The 24,399-nt window shown below is 67.7% G+C and carries 20 protein-coding genes and 1 pseudogene; 16 read left to right on the forward strand and 5 right to left on the reverse strand.

Translation table 11 applies throughout. The annotated features are described in order from the left end of the window. The 3 genes and pseudogenes from infB to RTM68_RS05160 all read left to right on the forward strand — a co-directional run. A pseudogene (infB, locus tag RTM68_RS05150) lies at window positions 1–1,901 on the forward strand (translation initiation factor IF-2); the annotation flags it as partial. 71 nt (window positions 1,902–1,972) lie between these two features. Beyond that, window positions 1,973–2,407, forward strand: coding sequence for a 30S ribosome-binding factor RbfA (gene rbfA, locus RTM68_RS05155; RefSeq protein ID WP_312168903.1), 435 nt, complete (start codon window positions 1,973–1,975; stop codon window positions 2,405–2,407). A 118-nt stretch (window positions 2,408–2,525) separates the two neighbouring features. Then, entirely contained in the window at window positions 2,526–4,676 is a 2,151-nt protein-coding gene (locus RTM68_RS05160) for a helix-turn-helix transcriptional regulator (protein WP_312168906.1), read from the forward strand. Between the two features lie 20 nt (window positions 4,677–4,696). Here the strand turns inward: RTM68_RS05160 and RTM68_RS05165 are convergent, their stop codons facing one another. Then, a complete protein-coding gene (locus RTM68_RS05165) occupies window positions 4,697–5,596 on the reverse strand; it encodes an A/G-specific adenine glycosylase (RefSeq protein ID WP_312168908.1) in 900 nt (299 codons plus the stop codon). A 74-nt stretch (window positions 5,597–5,670) separates the two neighbouring features. Here RTM68_RS05165 and truB point away from each other — a divergent pair, with 74 nt between their 5' ends. The 6 genes from truB to RTM68_RS05195 all read left to right on the forward strand — a co-directional run bounded on the left by truB (window position 5,671) and on the right by RTM68_RS05195 (window position 11,995). Next, a complete protein-coding gene (gene truB, locus RTM68_RS05170) occupies window positions 5,671–6,564 on the forward strand; it encodes a tRNA pseudouridine(55) synthase TruB (RefSeq protein ID WP_312168911.1) in 894 nt (297 codons plus the stop codon). After that, the gene (locus tag RTM68_RS05175) at window positions 6,561–6,929 is read left to right on the forward strand and encodes a hypothetical protein (protein WP_312168912.1); all 369 of its coding nucleotides are present in this window, start codon (window positions 6,561–6,563) and stop codon (window positions 6,927–6,929) included. The genes truB and RTM68_RS05175 overlap by 4 nt, the downstream gene beginning before the upstream one ends. A gap of 85 nt (window positions 6,930–7,014) precedes the next feature. Next, the gene (locus RTM68_RS05180) at window positions 7,015–7,434 is read left to right on the forward strand and encodes a hypothetical protein (RefSeq protein ID WP_396654187.1); all 420 of its coding nucleotides are present in this window, start codon (window positions 7,015–7,017) and stop codon (window positions 7,432–7,434) included. Continuing rightward, window positions 7,431–8,378, forward strand: coding sequence for a bifunctional riboflavin kinase/FAD synthetase (locus tag RTM68_RS05185; protein ID WP_312168916.1), 948 nt, complete (start codon window positions 7,431–7,433; stop codon window positions 8,376–8,378). The genes RTM68_RS05180 and RTM68_RS05185 overlap by 4 nt, the downstream gene beginning before the upstream one ends. Before the next feature lie 216 nt (window positions 8,379–8,594). Next, entirely contained in the window at window positions 8,595–10,751 is a 2,157-nt protein-coding gene (locus RTM68_RS05190; protein WP_312168919.1) for a DEAD/DEAH box helicase, read from the forward strand. Window positions 10,752–10,966: 215 nt separating this feature from the next. Then, window positions 10,967–11,995, forward strand: a complete 1,029-nt coding sequence (locus RTM68_RS05195; RefSeq protein WP_194764230.1) for an ATP-dependent 6-phosphofructokinase — start codon at window positions 10,967–10,969, stop codon at window positions 11,993–11,995. An 8-nt stretch (window positions 11,996–12,003) separates the two neighbouring features. Here RTM68_RS05195 and RTM68_RS05200 read toward each other — a convergent pair whose 3' ends face one another. Together RTM68_RS05200 and RTM68_RS05205 are read right to left on the reverse strand one after the other, a co-directional pair. After that, window positions 12,004–12,435 (reverse strand): DUF559 domain-containing protein, encoded by a 432-nt coding sequence (locus RTM68_RS05200; RefSeq protein ID WP_312168921.1) that lies wholly within the window; start codon window positions 12,433–12,435, stop codon window positions 12,004–12,006. 497 nt (window positions 12,436–12,932) lie between these two features. After that, entirely contained in the window at window positions 12,933–15,032 is a 2,100-nt protein-coding gene (locus RTM68_RS05205) for a S9 family peptidase (protein WP_312168922.1), read from the reverse strand. Window positions 15,033–15,188: 156 nt separating this feature from the next. Here RTM68_RS05205 and RTM68_RS05210 point away from each other — a divergent pair, with 156 nt between their 5' ends. The 4 genes from RTM68_RS05210 to RTM68_RS05225 all read left to right on the forward strand — a co-directional run bounded on the left by RTM68_RS05210 (window position 15,189) and on the right by RTM68_RS05225 (window position 19,344). Then, a complete protein-coding gene (locus RTM68_RS05210) occupies window positions 15,189–16,499 on the forward strand; it encodes an inorganic phosphate transporter (RefSeq protein ID WP_312168924.1) in 1,311 nt (436 codons plus the stop codon). Continuing rightward, window positions 16,496–16,831, forward strand: coding sequence for a peptidase (locus tag RTM68_RS05215; protein WP_312168926.1), 336 nt, complete (start codon window positions 16,496–16,498; stop codon window positions 16,829–16,831). Before RTM68_RS05210 ends, RTM68_RS05215 begins: the two co-directional genes overlap by 4 nt. Before the next feature lie 44 nt (window positions 16,832–16,875). Continuing rightward, window positions 16,876–17,790 (forward strand): metallophosphoesterase, encoded by a 915-nt coding sequence (locus tag RTM68_RS05220; RefSeq protein WP_312168928.1) that lies wholly within the window; start codon window positions 16,876–16,878, stop codon window positions 17,788–17,790. A gap of 93 nt (window positions 17,791–17,883) precedes the next feature. Next, a complete protein-coding gene (locus RTM68_RS05225; protein ID WP_312168930.1) occupies window positions 17,884–19,344 on the forward strand; it encodes an aspartate ammonia-lyase in 1,461 nt (486 codons plus the stop codon). Between the two features lie 62 nt (window positions 19,345–19,406). Here the strand turns inward: RTM68_RS05225 and RTM68_RS05230 are convergent, their stop codons facing one another. Beyond that, a complete protein-coding gene (locus RTM68_RS05230) occupies window positions 19,407–20,276 on the reverse strand; it encodes a fumarylacetoacetate hydrolase family protein (RefSeq protein WP_312168931.1) in 870 nt (289 codons plus the stop codon). 88 nt (window positions 20,277–20,364) lie between these two features. Between RTM68_RS05230 and RTM68_RS05235 the strand changes: the two genes are divergently transcribed. The 3 genes from RTM68_RS05235 to RTM68_RS05245 all read left to right on the forward strand — a co-directional run bounded on the left by RTM68_RS05235 (window position 20,365) and on the right by RTM68_RS05245 (window position 22,983). Next, complete coding sequence (locus tag RTM68_RS05235; RefSeq protein WP_312168933.1) at window positions 20,365–21,648, forward strand: PrsW family intramembrane metalloprotease; 1,284 nt, start codon at window positions 20,365–20,367, stop codon at window positions 21,646–21,648. Window positions 21,649–21,877: 229 nt separating this feature from the next. Then, window positions 21,878–22,246, forward strand: a complete 369-nt coding sequence (locus RTM68_RS05240; RefSeq protein ID WP_194764222.1) for an FKBP-type peptidyl-prolyl cis-trans isomerase — start codon at window positions 21,878–21,880, stop codon at window positions 22,244–22,246. A gap of 182 nt (window positions 22,247–22,428) precedes the next feature. After that, window positions 22,429–22,983, forward strand: coding sequence for a YceI family protein (locus RTM68_RS05245; protein WP_312168937.1), 555 nt, complete (start codon window positions 22,429–22,431; stop codon window positions 22,981–22,983). A gap of 31 nt (window positions 22,984–23,014) precedes the next feature. Here RTM68_RS05245 and RTM68_RS05250 read toward each other — a convergent pair whose 3' ends face one another. Next, window positions 23,015–24,307, reverse strand: coding sequence for an MFS transporter (locus tag RTM68_RS05250; RefSeq protein WP_312168939.1), 1,293 nt, complete (start codon window positions 24,305–24,307; stop codon window positions 23,015–23,017). Between the last annotated feature and the right edge of the window lie 92 nt (window positions 24,308–24,399).

Raw genomic sequence — 24,399 nt, forward strand, 5'->3', positions numbered from 1 at the left:
AGTCGCGGCGGGCGATGCGGCAGGAATTCTAGATGCGGAGTGCTCCGGTCGTCGGTGGCGTCAACGTCACCCGCGGCAACGGAGAGATCATCCGCATGCGTCGCGGCGCATCGATCGCCGACTTCGCCGACAAGATCGAGACGCTGACCGGGTACACGGTTCAGCCGGGCACCCTCGTGACGATCCTCTTCAACCTCGGCGAGATGGCCACGGCCACCGAGTCGCTGGACGAGGCGACGTTCGAGGTCCTGGGTGCCGAGCTCGGCTACAAGATCCAGATGGTCTCGCCCGAGGACGAGGACAAGGAGCTCCTCGAGGGCTTCGGTCTCGACCTCGAGGCCGAGCTGGAGGCGGAGAGCGAGGACGACCTCGAGATCCGTCCCCCCGTGGTCACCGTCATGGGTCACGTCGACCACGGTAAGACCCGACTGCTCGACGCCATCCGCCAGACCAACGTCATCGAGGGTGAGGCCGGAGGCATCACCCAGCACATCGGTGCGTACCAGGTGTGGACGGAGCACGAGGGCATCGAGCGTGCCATCACCTTCATCGACACCCCGGGTCACGAGGCGTTCACCGCCATGCGTGCCCGCGGAGCGCAGGTCACGGACCTCGCGATCCTCGTGGTCGCAGCCGACGACGGCATCATGCCGCAGACGGTCGAGGCCCTGAACCACGCCCAGGCGGCGAACGTGCCGATCGTGGTCGCGGTGAACAAGGTCGACAAGCCCGACGCCAACCCCGGCAAGGTGCGCCAGCAGCTCACCGAGTACGGTCTGGTCGCCGAGGAGTATGGCGGAGACGTCATGTTCGTCGACGTGTCGGCACGTGCCAACACCGGAATCCAGGACCTCCTGGACGCCGTGCTGCTGACTGCTGACGCGGGTCTCGACCTCACGGCCAACCCGAACAAGGCAGCTCGTGGTGTCGCCATCGAGGCGAAGCTCGACAAGGGCCGCGGTTCGGTCGCCACCGTGCTGATCCAGTCCGGAACGCTCCGCATCGGTGACGCGATCGTCGCAGGCACGGCCTACGGCCGCGTCCGGGCGATGGCGGATGAGAACGGCGAGCAGGTCCTCGAGGCCTACCCGTCGCGTCCGGTGCAGGTGCAGGGTCTCAACTCGGTGCCGCGTGCCGGCGACGTCTTCATCGTGACCGAAGAGGACCGTATGGCCCGTCAGATCGCTGAGAAGCGTGAAGCGGTCGAGCGCAACGCCCAGCTGGCCAAGGCCCGCAAGCGCATCTCGCTCGAGGACTTCACCCGTGCTCTCGAAGAGGGCAAGGTCGAGTCGCTCAACCTCATCATCAAGGGTGACGTCTCCGGTGCCGTCGAGGCGCTCGAGGAGTCGTTGCTCAAGATCGAGGTCGACGACTCGGTCCAGCTCCGCATCATCCACCGCGGTGTCGGTGCGATCACCGAGTCCGACGTCAACCTCGCGACGATCGACAATGCGATCATCGTGGGCTTCAACGTCCGCCCCGACACGAAGGCGCGTGAGCGCGCTCAGCGTGAGGGCGTGGACATCCGGTTCTACTCCGTCATCTACAACGCGATCGACGAGATCGAGAGCTCGCTCAAGGGCATGCTCAAGCCGGAGTACGAAGAGGTCCAGTCGGGCGTCGCCGAGATCCGCGAGGTGTTCCGCTCCTCGAAGTTCGGCAACATCGCCGGTGTCATCGTGCGGTCGGGAACGATCACGCGAAACGCCAAGGCTCGCGTCATCCGCGACGGTGTCGTGCTGGCCGATGGCCTCGCCATCGAGTCGCTGCGCCGCTTCAAGGACGACGTCACCGAGGTGCGTACGGACTACGAAGCCGGTATCGGCCTCGGCAAGTACAACGACATCCAGATCGGTGACGAGATCGAGACCACTGAGCTGGTCGAGAAGCCTCGCGGCTGATCGAGTTCGATATCTTCGGGCGAGGGTGCACCATGCATCCTCGCCCGAAGGGTACGTAGAGGGAGAGAACAATGGCTGGTGAACGACAGGCACGTCTGGCCGATCGTATTCGTGTGATCCTCGCCGAGCGCCTCGAGAAGGGGCTGCGCGATCCGCGCCTCGGATTCGTGACGATCACCGACGTCCGCGTCAGCGGAGATCTGCAGCATGCATCGGTGTTCTACACGGTGCTCGGCACCGAAGAGGAGCGGGTGTCCAGTGGCGCCGCCCTGACATCCGCCACGGGGATGCTGCGCAGTGAGGTGGGTCGTCAGCTGAGCACTCGCCTGGTGCCGACTCTCGAGTTCATCCCTGATGCGCTGCCGGAGAACGCCGATCACATCTCGGCACTGCTCCGCGAAGCGCAGGAACGTGATGCCGAGGTGGCGAAACTCGCATCCTCGGCGTCTCACGCCGGAGATGCTGATCCCTACCTTCGTCAGGAAGACGACGACACCCCCGCGTGATATTCCAGCACCTCGGCTGAGCCGGTCGGGTGCTTGATATCCTCAGCCTGACGAGCGGACGCTCGTTCGGGCTGGGGGGTTCGGAATAGACGTTCTTCGTGCGCGCATTGCGCCTTCGGTGACGACGGGTGTCTTCGAGGCACTCCTCGACGACCTTCTGGCTCATGATCTCGGGTGCGCCCCGCATGTCGTGGCGCGAATCGTGGCGGAGGTCACCGCTGACGCCTCGACGGTCGTGGCGGTCGCGCAGAAACTCGATCAGTCGCAGCGACACGGTCTCAGACCGCTGCCGTCACCCTTGCCGATGGTCGACTCCATCGCCTCGTTGTTCGCGGACCTCGAGTTGCTGCCGCGAGACCGCGAGCTGCTGATCGCGGTGTCGATGCGGCTGGACGATCGGGTGGAGCCGCTGCTCGATTTCGACGGTCGCTCGGCGCACGATCTCGCGGCGTGCACGGTCTCGGATCTCCTCGACATCCGTGCGGGTCGTGTACGTCTCGCGGATCCGCGCCTCGCGATCTGGTTGCGATCCACGACGGGGGCGTCCGCGGCTGTTCGCGTGCACGCCCGCCTGCACCGTGTCTTCCACGCACGCGGAGAACGGGTCGATGCGGATTGGCATCTCGCCCGCGCCTCGTTGCACGGGGCGCCCGGGACCGCTGCGGAGCTGACCCGGATCGCGCGGTCGCTCTCCGAGGCCGGGGCGAACGAACGGGCCATGCACCTGGCGGCAGAGGCAGCTGCGCATGCGACCGGGGCGGAGCGGGATGAGGCGACAGCTGTCGCGGGTGTCTCGGCGATCGCTGCCGGTTTCGCGGTCGAGGCGGTGAGTCTGCTCAGCGGGTTGTTCCCCGACGCCCAGGAGCATCATCGGCTGCAGGCGCTGGGAGGGCTGCTCATCGCGCAGACGCATCTGCACGGAGCGGTCCCTCGGATCGATCCCCTCGGGCTCCGCCCGGAGGGCGCGGGAGAGGAGGAACGGTATCTCTGGGCCCGAGCTACGGCGTTCGCCGCTGTGCTCTGCGCTGAGCGCGGAGATCGTGAGGGGATGCGCTCCTGGATCGCCGCGCTCCGTGAGGGAGCGGGCAGGACCGCGGCCGACGCCGATCTGCGGGATCCTGTCGTCGCCCTCGCCTGGCTCATCGCCGGGGATCGGGACGTCGATGCGGAGATCCACGGGGCGGGGCCGCTCACCGGCGGGATGCTGCGGGCGCTCCACGCCGCGATGGACGGAGAGATCGAACAGGGCCTGGGCTTTCTGGCGGCTGGTGGCTCCGGAATCGGTGTCGAGGTCGACCCGTTCGTCGCCGGATTCGAGCGGAGCCCGCTCGTGGGCGCCTACCGGGCCGTCGTCGAGGTGCTTCTGATCATGTGGAGCGGCGACATCGGGACCGCCCGCACGAAGCTCATGCGGTCGGCGCTCGACCTGCCGGTCACGATCCCGTTCGCAGGGCTCGCAGCGATGATCGCTCGCCGTCTCGATCTCGCGGTCCTCGGCCATCTGGGGCCGTTCGCGCGGTCGCTCACCGCGGCGCTGCCGCCTGCCATGCGGATCGATGATCTCGTGGATCGCGGCATCGAGGCGTTCCTCGCCGGGGGCTTCGAGAAGGCGGCGGCCTTCATGCGGCTCTGGCGTGACGCCGGGGCTCCGCAGACGACGCTCTCGGTGCCGGGACTGGAAGAGGCCGTGCTCGTGGGAGAGCGGGACCGAGCGCGCAGACGTCGGGTCGAGCCCCCGGGGATCTCGCTCGCTCAGGACCTGCGCGCGCGCATGCTGAGCTGCTCCGACGAGGAGTGGCGCTCGGTGCGCGCCGGGGTCGTCGAGGCGGCCAGGTCGATTCCCTCGCCCTTCTCGCGCGGACGTGTCGAGGCGATGATCGGCACGCGTTGCCTCATCACCGGCGACGTCGCACGCGCCAGGGAGCACCTGGAGGCCGCACGCAGTCTGCTGGAGGTGTCAGGCGCAACGGCCTGGGCCCGCGCCGTGGCCATGCGGCTCGCGCGACTGCAGGCGGATGCGGTCGGTGGCGCGTCGTCCGGCGATCCTCTCGCGACGTCTCGTCGCATCTGGGAACCGATGCTCACGACACGTGAGCTCGAGGTCACGATGCTCGCAGTGGCGGGGGCCTCGAACAGGGACATCGCGGAGTCGCTCCACGTATCGGTGCGGACCGTCGAGGTCCATCTCGGCAGAGTGTTCGCGAAACTCGAGGTGCGCACGCGCGTGGAGCTGACGGTGCTCGCGCACCGGATCGGTCAGTACGTCTGAGGGACCCGTCGCACCTGCGGTCAGCGGGGGAGCGAGAGCATGTCCCCGTCGGCTTCGGCCAACCCGTCCGCGATCAGTGAATCGATCGCCCGGTCGCGTTGCAGTGCATCGGGCCACTCGGGGACCACGGCGTCGGTCGGTACAGAGTCGGGAGATGCTGCGCGGAGCACGCGCAGCACCGCTCCTCGGGCCTGACGGTCCGAGCCCTCGAACGCGGCCTGGCGTCGCCGGTTGTCGCCGGTGTCCGGCCGTCCGGCGGCGACCCACGCACAGGTGCCGAGCAGCGGACAGGATTCGCACCGTGGTCTCCGCGCGGTGCACACCGTGGCTCCCAGCTCCATCGCGGCGGCGTTGTACACGGCGGATTCGACGTCATCCGCGGGAAGCAGGGACTCCATCAGCTCGAGGTCGCGGCGTGACGGCGACCCGGGATGCGCCTGACCGAGCACCGATCTGGCCAGCACACGACGTGTGTTCGTGTCGACCACCGGATGACGGTCGCCGTAGGAGAACACGGCCACCGCCCGCGCTGTGTAGTCTCCGATGCCGGACAGTCGAAGGAGGGCATCGACATCGCGAGGCACGACGCCGCCGTGCCTCTCCGTGACTTCGATGGCGGCACGATGCAGCCAGAGCGCACGGCGTGGATATCCCAGGTTCGCCCACTGCTGCACGACCTCGGCAGGCGTCGCGGATGCGAGTGCCGCAGGTGTCGGCCAACGCTCGAGCCATGCCTTGAGGTGAGGGATCACCCGGGAGACCGGCGTCTGCTGCAGCATGAACTCGCTCACGAGGGTTCCCCAGGCGCCGTAGTCGTCGTGGAAATCGGATCGTCGCCAGGGCAGCTCGCGTGCGGTCCGCCGATACCACTCGATGAGCGATGCAGAGGGAGCACCGGTGGGACGCGTGTTCGGGGGCACGGAGGCAAGCCTAGGCGACGGTGCTCGAGCGGTCGTGTTCGAGGGCACAGGCGAACGCGCCGTAGGCTGGAGAGATGGTCTCACCCGGCATCCTTCTCGTCGACAAGCCGGCTGGACTCACCAGCCACGATGTGGTCGCTCGCACTCGGCGCGCGCTCGGGACGCGGAAGGTCGGTCATGCCGGGACGCTCGACCCGATGGCTACGGGGCTGCTCGTGATCGGCGTCGAAGGCGCGACCCGTCTGCTCACGTACGTGGTCGGAGCCGACAAGACGTATGAGGCGACGATCAGGCTCGGGCAGACGACACACACCGACGATGCGGACGGTGAGATCCTGACCCGCGCGGCGGACGATGCATGGAGCACCGTGACGCCGGACCGCATCGCCGCCGGGGTGACAGCACTCACCGGCGTGATCTCTCAGGTTCCCAGCTCGGTCTCGGCCATCAAGGTCGACGGCCGTCGCGCCTACGACCGGGTCCGCGCTGGCGAGGAGGTCGTCCTCGCTGCGCGCGAGGTCACCGTGTCACGGTTCGATGTGCTCGCTCAGCGGCAGGGCGAGGGCTTCCTCGAACTCGACGTCGTCGTCGACTGCTCGTCGGGCACCTACATCCGCTCTCTCGCCCGTGATCTGGGCGAGGATCTCGGGGTCGGCGGCCATCTCACCGCGCTCCGACGCTCCCGAGTCGGAGACTTCGATGTGGCTGACGCGGTCGGCGTCGATGACCTCGGGGGAGCGACGCTCATGACTCCCGCGCAGGCGGCCGCTCGTGTCCTGGCCATCCTCGACGTGTCGGCCGCCGAGGCCACCGATCTGCGGCACGGGAAGCGTCTCGCAGGGCAGGCGCCGCGACTGGACGGCGACCGCGCCGCGGCCGTCGATCCGGAGGGGAACCTCGTCGGCGTCGTCGAGAAGCGCGGGGCAGACCTCAAGAGCGCCATGAACATGCCCGAGGCCGCGCGATGATCCTGTGGCTGACGATCCTGCAGGTCTCCGTGGCGGTCGCGGCGGGGGCCTTCTGTCTCGTGCTCGGGCTCGTCGGTCGCCGCCCGAGCGATTACTCGGTGGGCGCGCTCGCTCTCGTGGAGCTCCTCCTGATCGTCCAGGTCGTGGCGGCGATCGTCGCGCCCTTCGCCGGCAACCCGCCGACCGGAGATCTCCTCGAGTACTGGGTGTACCTGGTCTCCGCAGTGCTGCTGCCGATCGGAGCAGTGCTGTGGGCGCTCATGGAGCGCAGCAGATGGAGCACGGTGATCCTCGGAGTCGCCGCCCTCGCGGTCGCCGTCATGGTGTGGCGCATGCACGTCATCTGGACCGTCCAGGTCGCGTGAGCGCTGTCGCGGCGCACGCATCCGGTGCCGACGCGCCGCGCGTAGAATGTATGGAGCTATGAGCACCTCCGTCCCCTCCTCTCGAATGACCGGCATCGGCCGCGTTCTCGTGATCGTCTACGCCGTCATGGCTCTCGCCGCGACCGGGCGGAGCTTCGTGCAGATCTTCCGCCAGTTCGACGAGGCGCCGCTTGCATACGCGCTGTCGGCGCTCGCCGCCGCGGTCTACGTGCTGGCCACCCTCGCTCTGGTGCTCGCGAAGAGGAGCGGGTGGTACACGATCGCGTGGATCGCGATCGTGTTCGAGCTCACCGGCGTCATCGTCGTCGGCGCCCTGAGCGTCTTCCTGCCCGATCTGTTCCCGCACGACACGGTGTGGTCGATGTTCGGACGCGGATATCTGTTCATCCCGCTCGTGCTTCCCGTGTTCGGGATCTGGTGGCTCCGCACGCACCGGCCGGCTCGCTCCGTGCAGGTGGGCGAGCGCACTGAGGTGACTGCGTGATCGTCTTCCGCGATCCGCGAGAGGTCCCGGCCGATTTCGGATCCTCGGTCGTCGCGATCGGAAAGTTCGACGGCGTCCATGCGGGCCACCGTGCCGTGATCCGACGACTGCGTCAGAAGGCCGCCGAGACCGGCGAGCGTTCCGTGGCAGTGACGTTCGATCGGAACCCCCTCGCGGTGCTCCGGCCCGACCGCTGCCCCGAGAACGTGGTCACGGTCGAGCGCAAGATCGAGCTCCTCGGCGAACTCGAGCTCGATGCCACGCTGCTCCTGACCTTCGATGCGGAGTTCGCATCGCGCAGCGCCGAGGATTTCGTCGCCGACATCCTCGTCGGCGCTCTGCATGTGTCGACCGTGCTCGTCGGCGAGGACTTCCGTTTCGGCCGCGGCGGCGCGGGAACCCCTGCGCTGTTGCGCGAGCTCGGTCCGCTCCACGGCTTCACCGTCGAGGTGGTCGACGACGTCTTCCTGGCGGGCTCCGACCGCCGAGTGTCATCCACGTGGATCCGGGAACTGCTGCTGGCCGGCGACGTCACGACCGCCGCCCAGGTCCTGGGTCGGAACGTCGATGTCCGCGGCGAGGTCGTGCACGGTCTCAAGCGGGGGAGGGAGCTCGGGTTCCCGACCGCGAATCTCTCCGCGTCCGTCGACTCGTTCGTCCCCGCCGACGGCGTCTACGCCGGCTGGCTGCACGATCACGCGACCGGTATCCGGCATCCCGCGGCGATCTCGGTCGGCACGAACCCGACCTTCGACGACGTGCTCGAGCGCCAGGTCGAGGCTCATGTACTGGGCGAGTCCGAGCTGGACCTGTACGGGCACGACGTCACGGTGGAGTTCGTCGAGCGTCTGCGAGGCATGGTCGCCTTCGAAGGCATCGAGAAGCTCATGTCGCAGATGGCCGCCGACGTCACCGACGCCGAGCGGGTCCTCGCCGAAGGCTGAGCCTGAACAACGTCCGAACTCTCCGCGACGGATTCTGCGCCCTCCCGGCGCGATGGCATACTATTACCAACGGTTGTCGTCGATCTTCGCGAGTCGTTTCGCGCATCGTCGGAAACCGGAACCACTGTTCGTACGGTCCTGGCTCACGCCACACGCGGACATCGAGAACGGTCGTCGCATCCCACGGATGCCTCGGCCTTCACGCTCAGGAGGAGCATGCCGACCACGGCAACCGCAGCCACACGGCGCAAGAAGACATCTCGTCGTGACGACGAGGCCCCGCTGATCCCCATCCTCGCGCGCAAGGTCCGCGAGATCGAGGCGAAGTCGCAGCGCGGCAAGCTGGGACCCACGAACCGCGTGAAGTTCCAGGTGATCGCCTTCCTCGTCCGCGAGGAGCGCGCGCGCGTCAAGGCGGACCCGGAGATCGCGGACAACGCTCGCGCGGAGCTGCTCAAGCGGCTCGACGGCGTCGCGACGATCCTGGCCAAGACGGCGGCGCGCGACACCTCTCTGATCCAGCTCCTCGAAGCCGACCAGGCGACCTCGCCGGTGGCGAAGCGCATGCGACGCGATTGGCTGCTGGAGTCCGGTGCCGAGCTCGCCCCGGAAGAGCTCATCATCGCCGACATCGCACCGGTGCAGATGCCGGTCGTGCCGGCTGCGATCGCGGAGCGTCAGGTCACGCCGCCCTCGGTCGAGGCGCGACAGCTCGCCAACCCGTTCCTCGCTCCGGATCTCACCCCGCGCGCGGCCACGACTCCGCGCCGTCGTCTCGACGGGTGGGAGCTGATGGGACCCCTGTACAAGGCGTTCGAGACCGGTGCAGGGGGTGCGGCTGCGAGCATGGATCTTCCGCCCGCCCCCGAGTACGACCACCTGTCGCCCAAGGGCCTCGAGGTCATGGTGCACCAGTCCCGCTTCCTCGAGGCGGTCCGCGCCGGTCACCGGAGCTTCCTTCTCGCGGACGAGCCGGGTCTCGGCAAGACCGCCCAATCGCTGCTCGCGGCGTCCGTCGCCGATGCGTATCCGCTGCTCGTCGTGGTGCCGAACGTCGTCAAGATGAACTGGGCGCGCGAGGTCGAGCGGTGGACGCCGCAGCGCCGGGCGACCGTGATCCAGGGCGACGGCAGCGACATCGACGCCTTCGCGGATGTCTTCATCGTGAACTACGAGATCCTCGATCGACACATGTCGTGGTTGGCTTCCATCGGCCTGCGCGGGATGGTCGTCGACGAGGCGCACTTCATCAAGAACCTGAGCTCGCAGCGCTCGCAGAACGTGCTCTCGCTCGCGTCCCGGGTGCGGGAGCGCACCCCGGGGGGCAAGCCGCTGCTGCTCGCACTCACGGGAACACCTCTGATCAACGATGTCGAGGACTTCGACGCGATCTGGCGTTTCCTCGACTGGACGACAGGCGAGAAGCCCGGACCTGAGCTTATGGAGAAGCTCGACGCGACCGGCCTCACGCCGGCTGACAAGGCGTTCTATCCCGAAGCGCGCGACGCGGTGATCTCGATGGGGATCGTGCGACGTAAGAAGAAGGATGTCGCGGCAGACCTGCCCGACAAGCTCATCGCGGATCTGCCGGTGCAGCTCGACGACGAGTTCGGGCGCGGCATCCGCCAGGCCGAGCGCGAGCTGGGGGAGCGGCTCGCCGCTCGGTACCGCCGCATCGTCGAAGCGCGCACGTCGTCGGCCGGATCGTCGCGCGTGGCTGCCGGTGAGATCGACGAGGACATCGTGCGTCTCGTGGCGCAGAACGAACTCGAGGAGTCGAAGGCCGCGGGCACGGGCGGGGATAACGTCTTCACCATGGTGCGTCGCATCGGCCAGGCGAAGGCTCATCTCGCCGCCGACTACGCCGCTCAGCTGCAGCGCTCCGTGGGCAAGGTGGTGTTCTTCGCCAAGCACATCGATGTGATGGACCAGGCTGAGGCGCATTTCGCCTCGGCCGGAATCCGCTCGGTGTCGATCAGGGGTGATCAGTCCTCGACCGCCCGACAGCAGGCGATCGACGACTTCAACGGTGACCCCTCGGTCGGCATCGCGGTCTGTTCGCTCACCGCGGCCGGCGTCGGGCTCAACCTGCAGGCGGCGTCGAACGTCGTTCTGGCGGAGCTCTCGTGGACGGCTGCCGAGCAGACCCAGGCGATCGATCGCGTGCACCGGATCGGACAGGACGAGCCGGTGACCGCGTGGCGCATCATCGCCGCGCACACGGTCGACGCGAAGATCGCCGAACTCATCGACCAGAAGCAGGGGCTCGCGGCGCGTGCGCTCGACGGTGAGGCCGTCGACGACGTCGCGGCTGAGCCCGTGCAGCTCGGTGCCCTCATGCACCTGCTTCGGGAAGCGCTGCGCGCGGCCTGACACTGCTTCAGCGATCGGCGTTAAGAACCCTGGTTCTTAACGCCGATTTTGCCTTCTTCGCGACGATCTCGTCAACAACCGAGGAAACGTCGCCGGTCGGTCGCAAGATCTGCCGTTTTCGTCGCCTCGAATGGCGCGCGATCGCCCAGTGACGCTAGTGTCGTTCGCAGGCAGTGTCGCCTGTTCCCCCTTTTCCCTGACCGTCTGAGGCAAGCATGAAGATCGGCATCCTGACGAGCGGCGGCGACTGCCCCGGACTCAACGCGGTCATCCGCGGAATCGTGCTCAAGGGCACCACGACTTACGACGTCGAGTTCGTGGGGATCCGCGACGGCTGGCGCGGCGTGGTCGACGGGGACTTCTTCCCGCTGACGCGCCACGAGGTGAAGGGCCTGTCCAAGGTGGGCGGCACGATTCTCGGCACGAGCCGCACCAACCCTTACGAGGGTGAGCGCGGCGGAGCGGAGAACATCGCCAAGACGCTGTACGGTCACCGGATCGACGGCATCATCGCGATCGGCGGTGAGGGGACGCTCGCCGCCGCGGATCGCCTGGCGAAGGACGGCATCAACGTCATCGGCGTTCCCAAGACGATCGACAACGACCTGCGCGCCACGGACTACTCGTTCGGGTTCGACACGGCCGTCAACATCGCCACGGATGCCATGGACCGGCTGCGCACGACGGGCGACTCGCACCAGCGCTGCATGGTCGCCGAGGTCATGGGACGCCACGTCGGATGGATCGCGCTGCACGCCGGCATGGCTGCCGGGGCGCACGCCATCCTGATCCCCGAGGTTCCCCAGACGCTCGACGAGATCGCGGCTCTGGTCACGAGCGCCCACGATCGCGGACGTGCTCCGCTGGTGGTCGTCTCCGAGGGATTCACCCTTCAGGGTATGGACGAGGCCTACAGCGACAAGGGACTCGACGCGTTCAACCGCCCCCGCCTCGGCGGGATCGGCGACCAGCTCGCCCCCGAGATCGAGCGCATCACCGGCATCGAGACCCGAGCCACCATCCTCGGCCATATCCAGCGAGGCGGTTCGCCGTCGGCGTTCGATCGCGTGCTCGCGACGCGACTGGGTCTCCACGCCGCAGACGCGATCATGGATGGTGCCTGGGGGCAGATGGTGGCGATGCAGGGCACCGACATCGTTCGCGTGCCGTTCGCGGAGGCTCTGGGCGAACTGAACACGGTTCCGCGCAGTCGCTACGACGAGGCGGCCGCGCTCTTCGGGTGATCTCGGGATCAGTCGTCGAGATGCCGACGCTGCACGAGCGCGGCGCGCACGATCTCCGCGACGAGGTCGGGCAGGAAGAACACCTGGTGGTAGTCGAACCTGAGCACGGTGTATCCGCGCCGGCGTAGACGGCCGTCAGCGTCGATGTCTCGTCCCCGCAGCGCGGCATCGCGGTGGCGGGCGAAGCCGTCGAGCTGGATCACGAGTCGCTGACCGACGAGCGCGTCGACCGGTCGCCCGTCGAGCCGCACCTGCTGGCGGACCACGATGCCGATCGATCGCATCAGATCGGCGAACTCGGTGTGCAGGCCGGGATCCGACAGGCGTGGTGTGAGATCCGCGAGTCGGCGTGCGCGGTACCCCTGCCAGGTCACGCTCTCCACGCCCTGCGCATCGATCACCTGTCGGGAGAGCGCGGACTCCCAGATCGCCAGTGCCACCGGCGCCTCCTGACATCTCGCGACATGATGGAGGACGTTGACCACCGGGTCGACGATCCGGTGTCGGTGGACGGGGGCAGGGCCACGCGACCGGTGAACGCGGATGCCCGTCAGGGTCGTCGTTCTCGCCGAAGCCGCTACGTGGTGCGTATCGAGATCAGGGGTCCACAGCCCGCGTCTGCGAGCGGCGCTCACGCACGTGAGGCGTCCTCCTGCTCCGATCGCGGCGAGGAGGTCCTCGTCACACTCGTGCAGGGCGACCCAGAACCGGCGTAGCCGCTGCATCCGCCCTTCTGCGATCGCCGATTCGACCGTTTCCCTGCTGAACCCGGCCGCAGAGACCTCCGACGTGTGAGCCACTCCCTCGCGTGCAGCGAGCCATCCGTCCAGGTGCATCCACCCACTGTGGGCCGTCTGAGCGCCCGACGGACGGCGGCAGCGGAGGCGAAGGGAATCCCGCGCGAATCCGCCGCCCGTGCAGAAGACGTGGGTGCGGCTCAGTTCTCGGCGAGCCCGACGGTGTCGAGCAGCCAGGCGAGCTCGAAGGCGCGTTCCTTCCACGAGTTGTAACGCCCGCTGACGCCGCCGTGTCCGGCGACCATCTCGCACTTCAGCAGGACATCCGCTGCTCCGGCGACACGCAATGCGGCGACCCACTTGGCGGGCTCGACATACATCACGCGCGAGTCGTTCAGCGAGGTGACTGCGAGGATGCGCGGGTATCTGACCCCGTCGCGGACATTCTCGTAGGGGGAGTAGGACTTCATGTACTCGTACACATCGACGCCGTGCAGCGGGTCGCCCCACTCGTCCCACTCCACCACGGTGAGCGGCAGCGAGGGGTCGAGGATCGTGGTGAGCGCGTCGACGAACGGGACCGCCGCGAGGACTCCGGCGAACAGCTCGGGAGCCAGGTTCGTCACGGCTCCCATGAGCAGACCGCCCGCACTGCCTCCCTCGGCGACGAGAAGGTCAGGCGTCGTGATCCCCGTCTCGACGAGGTGCTCGCCACAGGCGATGAAGTCCGTGAAGGTATTGCGCTTGTTGAGCAGCTTGCCGTCCTCGTACCACTGGCGGCCCATCTCACCGCCGCCGCGCACGTGCGCGACGGCGAAGACGATGCCGCGGTCGAGTTCGGAGAGGCGTGCGACCGAGAACCCCGGGTCGATCGAGTGCTCATACGACCCGTAGCCGTACAGATGCACGGGGCGCGGAGCGTCGCCGGGCACGCCGAACGACCGCTTCCAGACGAGTGAGATCGGCACGCGCGTGCCATCGGATGCCGTCGCCCACGCGCGCTCCTGGCCGTACTCGTGCGGATCGTAGCCGCCGAGCACCGCGACCTGCTTGCGCAGCACGAGTTCGCGAGACGAGAGATCGAGTTCGTACACGGTGCCGGGCGTCACGAAGGACGTGTAGCCGAGACGCAGGAACGGCGAGTGCCATTCCGGATTGCCGCTGACGCCCGCGGAGTACAGAGGCTCGTCGAACAGGATGTCCTCGACCTCATCCGTCGCGTAGTCGAGCATCCCCACGCGCTCGAGCCCTTCGCGACGGTACTCGACCGTCGCGAAGTCCCGGAAGGCGTCCATGCCGAGCAGTCGACGTCCGGCTTCGTGCGGGAGCACGACGCGTCGTTCTCCCTGCGGGTCGGATGCGGCGACCGACACGAGCTCGAAGTCGAGCGCGTCGTCGTTGTGGAGGATGTACAGGCGATCCTCGCCGTCGACGACGGCATGCTCGAGGGAATACTCGACCCCCTCCCGCCTCGGCCAGATGACGCGGGGAGCCGCGGTCAGGTCTCCGGTCAGGTCGACCAGATACTCCTCGCTGGTGATGCTCGAACCGACCGCGATCACGAGGTACCGGCGGCTGCGCGTGATACCCGCGCCGAGCCAGAACTTCTCATCGGGTTCGTGGAAGAGCTTCACGTCGGCTGCCACGGGGGTGCCGAGGCGATGCAGCCACAGGGTCTCCGGACGCCACGCGTCGTCGCGGGTCGTGTACAGGATTCCCGTGCCGTCGGGTGTGAAGAACGCGCCGGCGGTGTTCGGGATCTCATCGGCGAGAGTCTCACCGGTCGCGAGGTCTCGGACGTGCACCGTGTAGAGCTCATCGCCCTCGAAATCGGTGGACCAGAGCAGCTTCGTCGCATCGTCGGAGGTGTCGAACGCTCCGAGCGAGAAGAACTCGTGTCCCTCGGCCTCGGCGTTGCCGTCGAGCAGCACGATCTCGCCCGGCAGGGGAACACCCGGTTCGAGCACCGGGGGAGTCCAGTCCTCCGGCGTGGCCGCGGTGCGGCAGTGGATCCCGTACTGGGCGCCTTCCTGGGTGCGGCTGTAGTACCACCAGTCGCCGCGCCTGGTCGGGACGGAGAGATCGGTCTCCTGCACCCGGCCCTTGATCTCCTGGAACAGTGTGTCCCTGAGGCCGGCGAGGTGATCGAGCTCCGCCTCGGTGTGGGCGTTCTCGGCCTCGAGATGCGCGATCACCTCGGGGGACTCCTTGTCGCGCAGCCACTCGTACGGATCGTCGAACGTGTCGCCGTGGTGGGTGCGGAGGGTCGAGCGGCGTTCAGCGATCGGAGCATCAGTCACGCCTCCCACGCTAGCCGAGGTCGAGTTGACCGGCACCCGACTGGGTGGGAGGATTTACCGGGGCCGGTTAACGGAAGTCAAACCCACGGTGAACTCTTCGTTCGTCACGTCGATCCCGTCGACACCTTCCTTTTCCTCAACGACCGAAAGCGAACGGTGGAAACCGCAGCCCTCATCGTCGTGCTGGTTATCCTGCTGGCACTCTTCTTCGACTTCACCAACGGGTTCCACGACACCGCCAACGCGATGGCCACCCCCATCGCGACCGGCGCGCTGAAGCCCAAGACCGCGGTCCTGCTCGCCGCCGTACTGAACCTCGTCGGGGCGTTCCTCTCGACAGAGGTCTCCAAGACGGTCTCGCACGGCATCATCCGCGAGGACACCATCCAGGGGGACGCGTTCCTGCCGATGATCTTCGCCGGACTCATCGGCGCGATCACCTGGAACATGCTGACCTGGCTGCTCGGCCTGCCCTCGAGCTCGTCGCACGCGCTGTTCGGCGGTCTCATCGGCGCGACGCTGGTGGGTGTCGGCGTCGCCGGCATCGACTTCGGCATGGTGCTCTCGAAGATCATCCTGCCGGCGCTGATCGCCCCGCTCACCGCCGGCATCATCGCGTTCGCTGCAACCAAGCTCGCCTACTCGATCACCCGACGCTACGACGGCAAGCCCGACGGGCGTGACGGCTTCCGCTGGGGGCAGATCTTCACCTCGTCGCTCGTGGCCCTGGCCCACGGAACGAACGACGCGCAGAAGACGATGGGTGTCATCACCCTCGCTCTCATCACGGTGGGATGGCAGAACAGCGAGCAGGCGGATCCCTATCTCTGGGTGATCATCGCCTGTGCGGTCACCATCGCGCTCGGAACCTACCTCGGCGGATGGCGGATCATCCGCACGCTGGGCAAGGGGTTGACCGAGGTGAAGCCCGCGCAGGGCTTCTCTGCCGAGAGCTCGACGGCGGCGACCATCCTGGCCTCCAGCGCCTTCGGTTTCGCCCTGTCGACCACACAGGTCGCGTCCGGCTCGGTGATCGGCTCGGGTCTCGGGCGTCGCGGGTCGACGGTCCGCTGGCGTACGGCCGGCCGTATCGCCATCGGCTGGCTCCTCACGCTTCCGGCGGCCGGGGCCGTCGGCGCGTTCGCGGCGCTCCTCATCACCTGGCTCGGTCTCTGGGGCATCGCGATCGATGCCGTGCTGGCACTCGCGGTCATCATCGGACTCTTCCTGCGGTCGCGCAAGGACGCCGTGACCTCCGCGAACGCGATGAGCGACGTCGCGGAGTCCGGTCTGGCGATCGATCTGCCCGACAGCCCTCCGCCGACGCGTCGTCAGCAGCGGGTTGCGCAGGCGAAGGCCGATGCCAAAGCGCGTGCGGCCGCCCGTGAGCAGGCGAAGGCGCGCAGCAAGGGGAAGTCCACCACGATCACGGACTCCGACACGACCGGCAGTGAGGGTTCGAAGTGAGCGTCGACATCGACTGGGGTGCTTTCGTCCAGGTGTTCTTCGCCGCACTCGTCGGGGCGTGCGCGGTCGTGACCTTCTACGCGTTCGGTCTCAGACTGCTGGTCCGCAGCGGTCATGCGCCTGTCGTGAGCCCGGCGGAGTTCACGGATGCGATCACCGTGATCACCGAGAAGGAGCTCAAGCGCGCTGCCAAGCAGGCGGCGAAGGCCGCGAGGAAGAGCCCCCTCACCGAGGGGCAGAAGCGCCTCGCCCTGTTCGGCGCGTACGGGTGCTTTGCGCTGTGCGCGGTGGCGGTCGTGATCGGCATCCTCATCATCGTGGTCGGGCACTGAGCCGCATCCGCGCACGGATCGGGATCGCGCCCTAGGCTGGTGCCATGCGCGCGACCCCCGGCAGCCTTCCCGTCTTCGGCCGTCACGGATCGCCGTCGCACGTCATCATCCACGTCAGCGATCCGCACTACCTCGCGGGGGGAGCGAAGCTCGGCGGACGATACGACGTCGAAGCGAACTTCGCGCGCACTCTCGAGGCCATCACCGCGGTGCATCCGAACCCCGACGCGATCGTCGTCACGGGTGACCTCGCCGATCTGGGCGAGCCCGACGCCTATCGTCGGCTTCGCTCGGCCGTCGAGCCGGTGGTGGAGGCGCTCGGCACGACGATCGTCTGGGTGGCCGGCAACCACGACGAGCGGCCGGCGCTGCGACAGGGTCTGCTCGATCAGGAACCGACCCAAGCCCCCGTCACGGGCGTGTGGGACCTCGGCGGCCTGCGCCTGATCGCCCTCGACACGAGCGTGCCGGGGTGGCATCACGGAGACCTCGATCAGGACCAGCTCGATTGGCTTGCCGGCGTGCTCCGCGAGCCGGCCCCGCACGGCACGCTCCTCGCCATGCATCACCCGCCGCTGCCCAGCCATGTGCCGCTGTTCGACATCCTCGAGCTCCGGCACCAGGACGAGCTCGCGAGCGTGCTCCGGGGCAGTGACGTCCGAGGCATCCTCGCGGGACATCTGCATTACTCCGCGCACGGCACGTTCGCCGGCGTCCCCGTCAGCGTGGCATCTGCGACCTGCTACACGATGAACGTCGCACGGGCGGCCGCGGACGTGAACGGAATGGACGCGGCGCAGGCGTTCCAGATCGTGCACGTGCGCCCGGACACGATCACGCACACGGTCGTGCCCGTCGTCGACGCCCCCACGGGCGACCATTTCTCGCAGGCATGGCTCGACAGGATGGCGGCGCTGAGCCCCGAGCAGCGACTCGAGGCGTTCTCGCGCAAACGGTGACGCGCGGTCGTATCCCCGGTGGTGCATGCGCCCGGGCGTAGACTGTCGGCATCCCCCGCAGTCCACACTCGCCACTACCCACAAGGATGTGACATGGCTTCTGCCGCGCCCGCTCCCACCCGCACCGAGACCGATTCGCTCGGGAGTATGGAGATCCCCGCCGACGCGTATTGGGGCATCCACACCGCCCGCGCCGACGCGAACTTCCCGATCACGAAGCGTCCGATCTCCGTGTATCCCGATCTCGTCATCGCGCTCGCGATGGTCAAGCAGGCGAGCGCTCGGGCGAATCGCGAGATCGGCGTGCTCGATCCGTCACGCGCCGATCTCATCGATCGTGCCGCACAGCGTGTGATCGACGGTGAGTTCCACGACCAGTTCACCGTCGGCGTCATCCAGGGCGGCGCAGGCACCTCGACGAACATGAACGCGAACGAGGTCATCACCAACATCGCGCTCGAGATGGCGGGGCGCGAGAAGGGCGACTACGCGTACCTGTCGCCGATCGACCACACGAACCGCAGCCAGTCGACCAACGATGTCTACCCGACGGCGGTGAAGATCGGTCTCTCGCTCACGCTCCGCTCGCTGCTCGAGGAGCTCGACCTGCTGCGCATCTCGTTCCTGCACAAGTCGCACGAGTTCCACGACGTGCTCAAGGTCGGCCGCACCCAGCTGCAGGACGCCGTGCCGATGACGCTCGGTCAGGAGTTCCACGGTTTCGCGACGACCCTCGGCTACGACCACACCCGTCTGACCGAGAACGCCTCCCTGATGTTCGAGATCAACATGGGCGCGACGGCGATCGGCACCGGCATCACGACGCACATCGACTACGCTCCCGCGGTGCTCAAGCACCTGCGGGAGATCACGCAGCTCGACCTGGTCACCGCCGGAGACCTGGTCGAGGCGACCAGTGACACCGGGTCGTTCATGTCGTTCTCCTCGACACTCAAGCGCAACGCGATGAAGCTGTCGAAGATCTGCAACGACCTGCGTCTGCTGTCGTCGGGACCGCAGGCCGGGTTCGGTGAGATCAACCTTCCGGCGATGCAGGCGGGCTCGAGCATCATGCCCGGCAAGGTCAACCCTGTCATCCCCGAGGTCGTCAACCAGGTCGCCTTCGCCGTCGCGGGCGCGGACATGACAGTGACGATGGCTGCCGAGGCGGGCCAGCTGCAGCTCAACGCCTTCGAGCCGGTCATCGCGCACTCGATCTTCCAGTCGATCACCTGGATGCGTCAGGCCATGTGGACGCTTCGCGTGAACTGCGTCGACGGGATCACCGCGAACCGCGACCGCCTCGGCGCGATGGTCGGTGCCTCGGTCGGAGTGATCACCGCGCTGACGCCGTTCATCGGCTATGCCGCTGCGGCGGCCCTGGCGAAGACCGCTCTGCTCACCAACCGGAACGTCGCTGATCTCGTCGTCGAGGCCGGCCTCATGTCGCGCGATGAGGTCAGCAAGCAGCTCTCTCCGGCCCGTCTGTCGGGGCTCGAAGCGGTGACGGCGGCGATCCCGGTGATCGCCGCTGAGGATCTCATCGAGATCTGATCGGACATGACGACGGCCCCGGCGAGTTTCGCCGGGGCCGTCGTCATGTTCCGCGGATGCGATCAGTCGATCACGCGGCAATGAGTGGTCAGCTCTCCGATGCCGTCGATCCCGACAGTGACCGTCGAACGGTCGCGGAGGAAGATCTGCGGATCGCGGGAGTATCCGGCGCCGCCGGGGCTGCCCGTCGAGATCAGCGTGCCGGGCAGCAGCGTCAGCGACTGCGAGAGGTGGGCGATCAGTGTCGCGACCGAGCGCACCATCTGACCGGTGGTGGCGTCCTGCACGGTCTGACCGTCGACGACCGCCCAGATGTGCAGATCCTGCGGGTCGGCGACCTCATCTGCGGTGACGGCGAAGGGGCCCGTCGGGCTGAAGCCGTCGAAGGACTTGCAGCGCGACCACTGCGCCTCGGAGAACTGCACGTTGCGAGCGGTGATGTCGTTGACGACCGTGTAGCCCCAGACGTGCTCGAGAGCGTCGGCCTCGGTGACGTCCTTCGCCGGCGTGCCGATCAGCACGCCGAGCTCCGCTTCGTAGTCGACGGCCTCGCTGAGCGACCGCGGCCACGAGGTGGTCTGCTCATGGCCGGTGAGAGAGTTCGGCCAGAGTGTGAAGACGGTCGGGGCGGTATCGGTCTTCAGCCCCAGCTCGCTCGAGTGCGCCGCATAGTTGAGTCCGACGGCCAGCACGGCCGGGGGAGCGATGACGGCGGAGTCGAAAGCCCAGCCCTCGAGGGAGTGGCGCGCGGCGCTGCCCTCTGCCAGAGCCGAGCGCAGCGCGTCGAGCATCGGCTCGCCACCCTCGATCAGCTGCTGGAGCGTCGCAGGGGGGTCGGTGAGGAGATCGGAGACGAGGATGGCGTCGGCGCCCTCCACCACTGCGAGATTCGCAACGGAGGAGTCGGCACGACGCAGATGAGCGAACCGCATACTCCTACGGTATCCGGTACGGCGTGGTTATGGCGGAAGGAGGAGGCGGGCCGCGGCGAACTCGCGCAGAGCCAATATGCTCATTCCTATGAGTTCCGGAGGACCGTCCCAGCCATCGCCGTACACGCCCCCGCCGGCTCAACAGCCACCGCAGTACTCGGCGGAGCAGTACGCCCGCTCGAACTACACCCCGGCGCAGTACACGCAGCACCCCGCGTACGCGTCGATGCTCGCTCAGCCGACGTCGTACTCGCCGCCCGCTCCGGTCGCCCCCGCGCCGTCACCGGGACTGCCTGCGCTGCCGGCCGGACGGCGCGGGGGTCGCGTCACCCTGTACGTCCTCTTCGCCGTCCTCGGTCTGATCATGCTCGGACTGATCGCGTACTTCGGTCTGTTCCTCGGACCTTTCGCGTCGGTCGTGGGGCTGGTCCTGGCGTTGGTCCCGCTCGCGATCGTGTTCTTCGTCGTCCGCATGATCGACAGGTGGGAGCCGGAGCCCAAGTCTCTCGTGTTCTTCGCGGTCGCCTGGGGCGCGATCGCAGCCGTGGGCCTCACGCTTCTCGTCGATCTCGGCCTGACTCTCGTCTTCGGCTATCGGGGTGAAGTGGCGAGTGCCGTGGTGCAGGCCCCCATCGTGGAGGAGCTCTGGAAGGGCGTCGGCGTCTTCATCGTGTTCCTGATCGCCCGTCGATCGTTCAACGGTCCGGTGGACGGCGTCGTCTACGGCGCTCTCGTCGGCGCGGGCTTCGCGTTCACCGAGAACATCCAGTACTTCGCGATCAGTCTGATCGAGGGCGGCAGCGGACAGCTCACCGTCACCTTCATCCTCCGCGCCATCATGTCGCCCTTCGCGCATGCGATGTTCACGTCCCTCACCGGACTCGCGATCGGGCTCGCCGCGCGTCGTCACGCGTCGACGGGTCGAGTCCTGGGCGCGGGGCTGCTCGGCCTCATCGGTGCGATCTTCCTGCACGGTCTCTGGAACGGCTCGTCGTTCGCGAACTTCTTCCTGCTGTACTTCGTCCTTCAGGTTCCGCTGTTCGTGGCGTTCATCCTCGGAATCGTCGCGCTGCGGCGAGAGGAAGCGCGTCTGACCAGGGCCCGCCTCGGTGACTACGCGGCCGCGGGCTGGTTCACCCCCGAAGAGGTCGTCATGCTGGCGACGCCGGCGGGGCGCAAGACAGGGCTCCGCTGGGCATCGCAGCTGCGCGGCGACCGTCGCCCGCTCATGCGCGAATTCATCAAGGATGCGACGATGCTCGCGTCCGTGCGTCAGCGAGCCGTCACGGGGCGTGACCCGATGGCCCCCGCTGACGAGCAGGCCCTGCTCGCGCGTACCCGCGCGACGAGAGCCGCTCTGCTGGCCTATTGAGATCGTGAGGTCCGGGCAGCACCTTCCCGGACAGACTCAGCGCCCGGTGCTGCGGCGATGCCTGCATGTCTACCGGGCGCTGAGTTGATCTAAGAACAGGGTGCACCTGCCCCATCCCCGTGTCAAGACTTCTCCTGACATCGGTCGTCGCGCGAGTGTGCCGTCGTGTTCGCTGTGAGCAGGCGCGACCGCGTTGACCGAGATCGGTGGGCTCGGGTTGGATGGAAGCATGACTGATCGCACAAAGCCTGAGTTCGACGCCCCCTCCGGTCCCGCCCCCGCAGAGCTCGTGATCCGCGACCTCATCGAAGGAGACGGCACCGAGGCCAAGCCCGGCGACACCGTGACCGTGCACTACGCCGGTGTCGAGTTCGAGTCCGGCGAGGAGTTCGACTCCTCGTGGGGTCGCGGCGAGACCATCCAGTTCCCCCTCCGCGGCCTCATCCAGGGATGGCAGGACGGCATCCCCGGCATGAAGGTCGGCGGACGCCGTGAGCTGGTCATCCCGCCGCACCTGGCGTACGGACCCGTCGGAGGGGGACACTTCCTCTCCGGCAAGACCCTCATCTTCATCATCGACCTCGTGGCCGTCGGCTGACCCGACAGACGCCAGAAGGCGCCGCGTCCCTCGAGGTCGCGGCGCCTTCGTCGTTTCTTCGAGAAGAACTCCGCATTCGGGGGAATACATGCATCTGCATGTAAGTTGTAACCCGTGACGCCGTGAACACGGCCCCTCATCCGTTGCCGCACAGTGCGGCTGATGTCTCCAGAGGAGAAACCATGACCACCATCGACATCCCCGGTTACCGCGCGGGCACCTGGGTCCTCGACCCGTCCCACAGCGAGGTCACCTTCAGCGTCCGCCACATGATGATCTCGAAGGTGCGCGGCACCTTCGGCGTCAAGAGCGCCACCCTCATCGCGCCCGAGAACCCTCTCGAGGCACGCGTCGAGGCGAGTGTCGACGTCACGTCGATCGACACGAAGGATGAGGGCCGCGACCAGCACCTGCGCTCGGGCGACTTCTTCGACACCGAGAACTTCCCGACCATGGAGTTCGTGTCGACCGGTGCGCGCGCCGAGAACGGCGAGCTCTTCGTCGACGGCGACCTGACCATCCGCGGCATCACCAAGCCTGTGAGCTTCGAGCTCGACTTCGGCGGCTTCGGCTCCGACCCGTGGGGCAACTACAAGGCGGGCGCGTCGGCGAAGACCGTCATCAACCGCGAGGACTTCGGCCTGACCTGGAACGCGGCGCTCGAGACCGGTGGCGTGCTCGTCGGCAAGGACGTCACGATCAGCCTCGACCTGCAGGGCGCTCTGCAGCAGGACTGATCACCCGCAGATCACGAGAGCCCCGGGCCCTTCAGGGCTCGGGGTTCTCTGCGTCGTACGCGCGGAATCGACTGTTGCGACCCGCGAGCAGAGCGACGAGGGCGATCACCAGGAATCCGCCGAGAAGGGGTGGGAACCACAGTGTCGTGAGGGATGCGAGGGTTCCGGCGTACAGGGCGCCGACGCGCGGACCGCCGGCGACGACGATGATGAACACACCCTGCAGCCGACCGCGCATGCTGTCGGGTACGGCCGCCTGCATCATGGTGTTCCGATAGATCGAGCTGACGTTGTCGGATGCTCCGGACAGTGCCAGCGTGATGCAGGCGGCGATGATCAGGCCGATGTGCGGAAGCTTCTCGGTCGCGGGGGAGGAGAAGGCGCCGATCAGCAGCACCACGCCGAAGGCGAGGATCGATGCGCCGTACGCCTGCACGGCGCGCTCGATCCCGCGGCCGTGCCATCGGTACTGCACGACGCGGCCCGAGAACAGGCTCGAGGTGAACGTGCCGGCGGCGACAGCGGCGGTGAGGATGCCGGTCGTGACCGCGCCTCCGCCGAGCAGCGCGGTGCCGAGCGCGGGGAACAGCACGAGCGGCTGCCCGAACGTCATCGCGATGATGTCGACGAGGTACTGCATGCGGATGTTGCCCGCCCGTCGGAGGAATCTCCATCCGTCGACCAGTGAGGCGAGGCCGGGGCGCACGATCTCGCCTTCGGGGCGCAGTGCCGGGAGAGTCCACAGGCCGAGGAACATCGAGAGCATCAGGACGACGTCGATCGTGTAGGTCCACCCGTAGCCCGTGAGGGCGACGAGGATGCCGGCGGCGGCGGGGCCCGCCATGACAGTGAGGCCGAAGGCGACGCCGTTGAGCGCGGAGGCCGAGGCGAGCAGATCGCGGGGCACGAGCCGGGGAACGATGGCGGTGCGCGTCGCCATCCCCACCGAGTTGGCGGCGGAGTTGACGATGCTCAGGACGTAGAGCCACCAGATCGTCTCGGCGCCCGTCCAGGTGAGGGCGGCGAGCAGAGCGGTCGACGCGAAGGTCACGGTCGCGGCGATCAGCGCGACGCGCCGGCGGTCGAACGCGTCGGCGAGCATGCCGCCGTAGAGGCCGGCGAGGATCATGGGGACGAGCCCTGCCACGGCGATCATCGAGACCGCGAAGGTGCTCCCGGTGAGAGCGAAGACGTGCAGCATCACGGTCACGATCGTGAGTTGGCCGCCGATGCCGGCGAGCACGGAACCGATCCACATGCGAGCGAATGCGGGGCTGGCCTTCAGCGGGCTGAGGTCGATCAGATGGCTGCGAGTCCTGCTCACGCCGCGTGCCTGTCGTGCATGCTCCGAGCGTATCCGAGGCGCGGAAGTGGGCGCCCCGTCGGCGGTCACAGAGCGCGGTCGAGTCCTGGTAG

The organism is Microbacterium sp. (assembly GCF_031988965.1).
Taxonomy (GTDB): Bacteria; Actinomycetota; Actinomycetes; order Actinomycetales; family Microbacteriaceae; genus Microbacterium.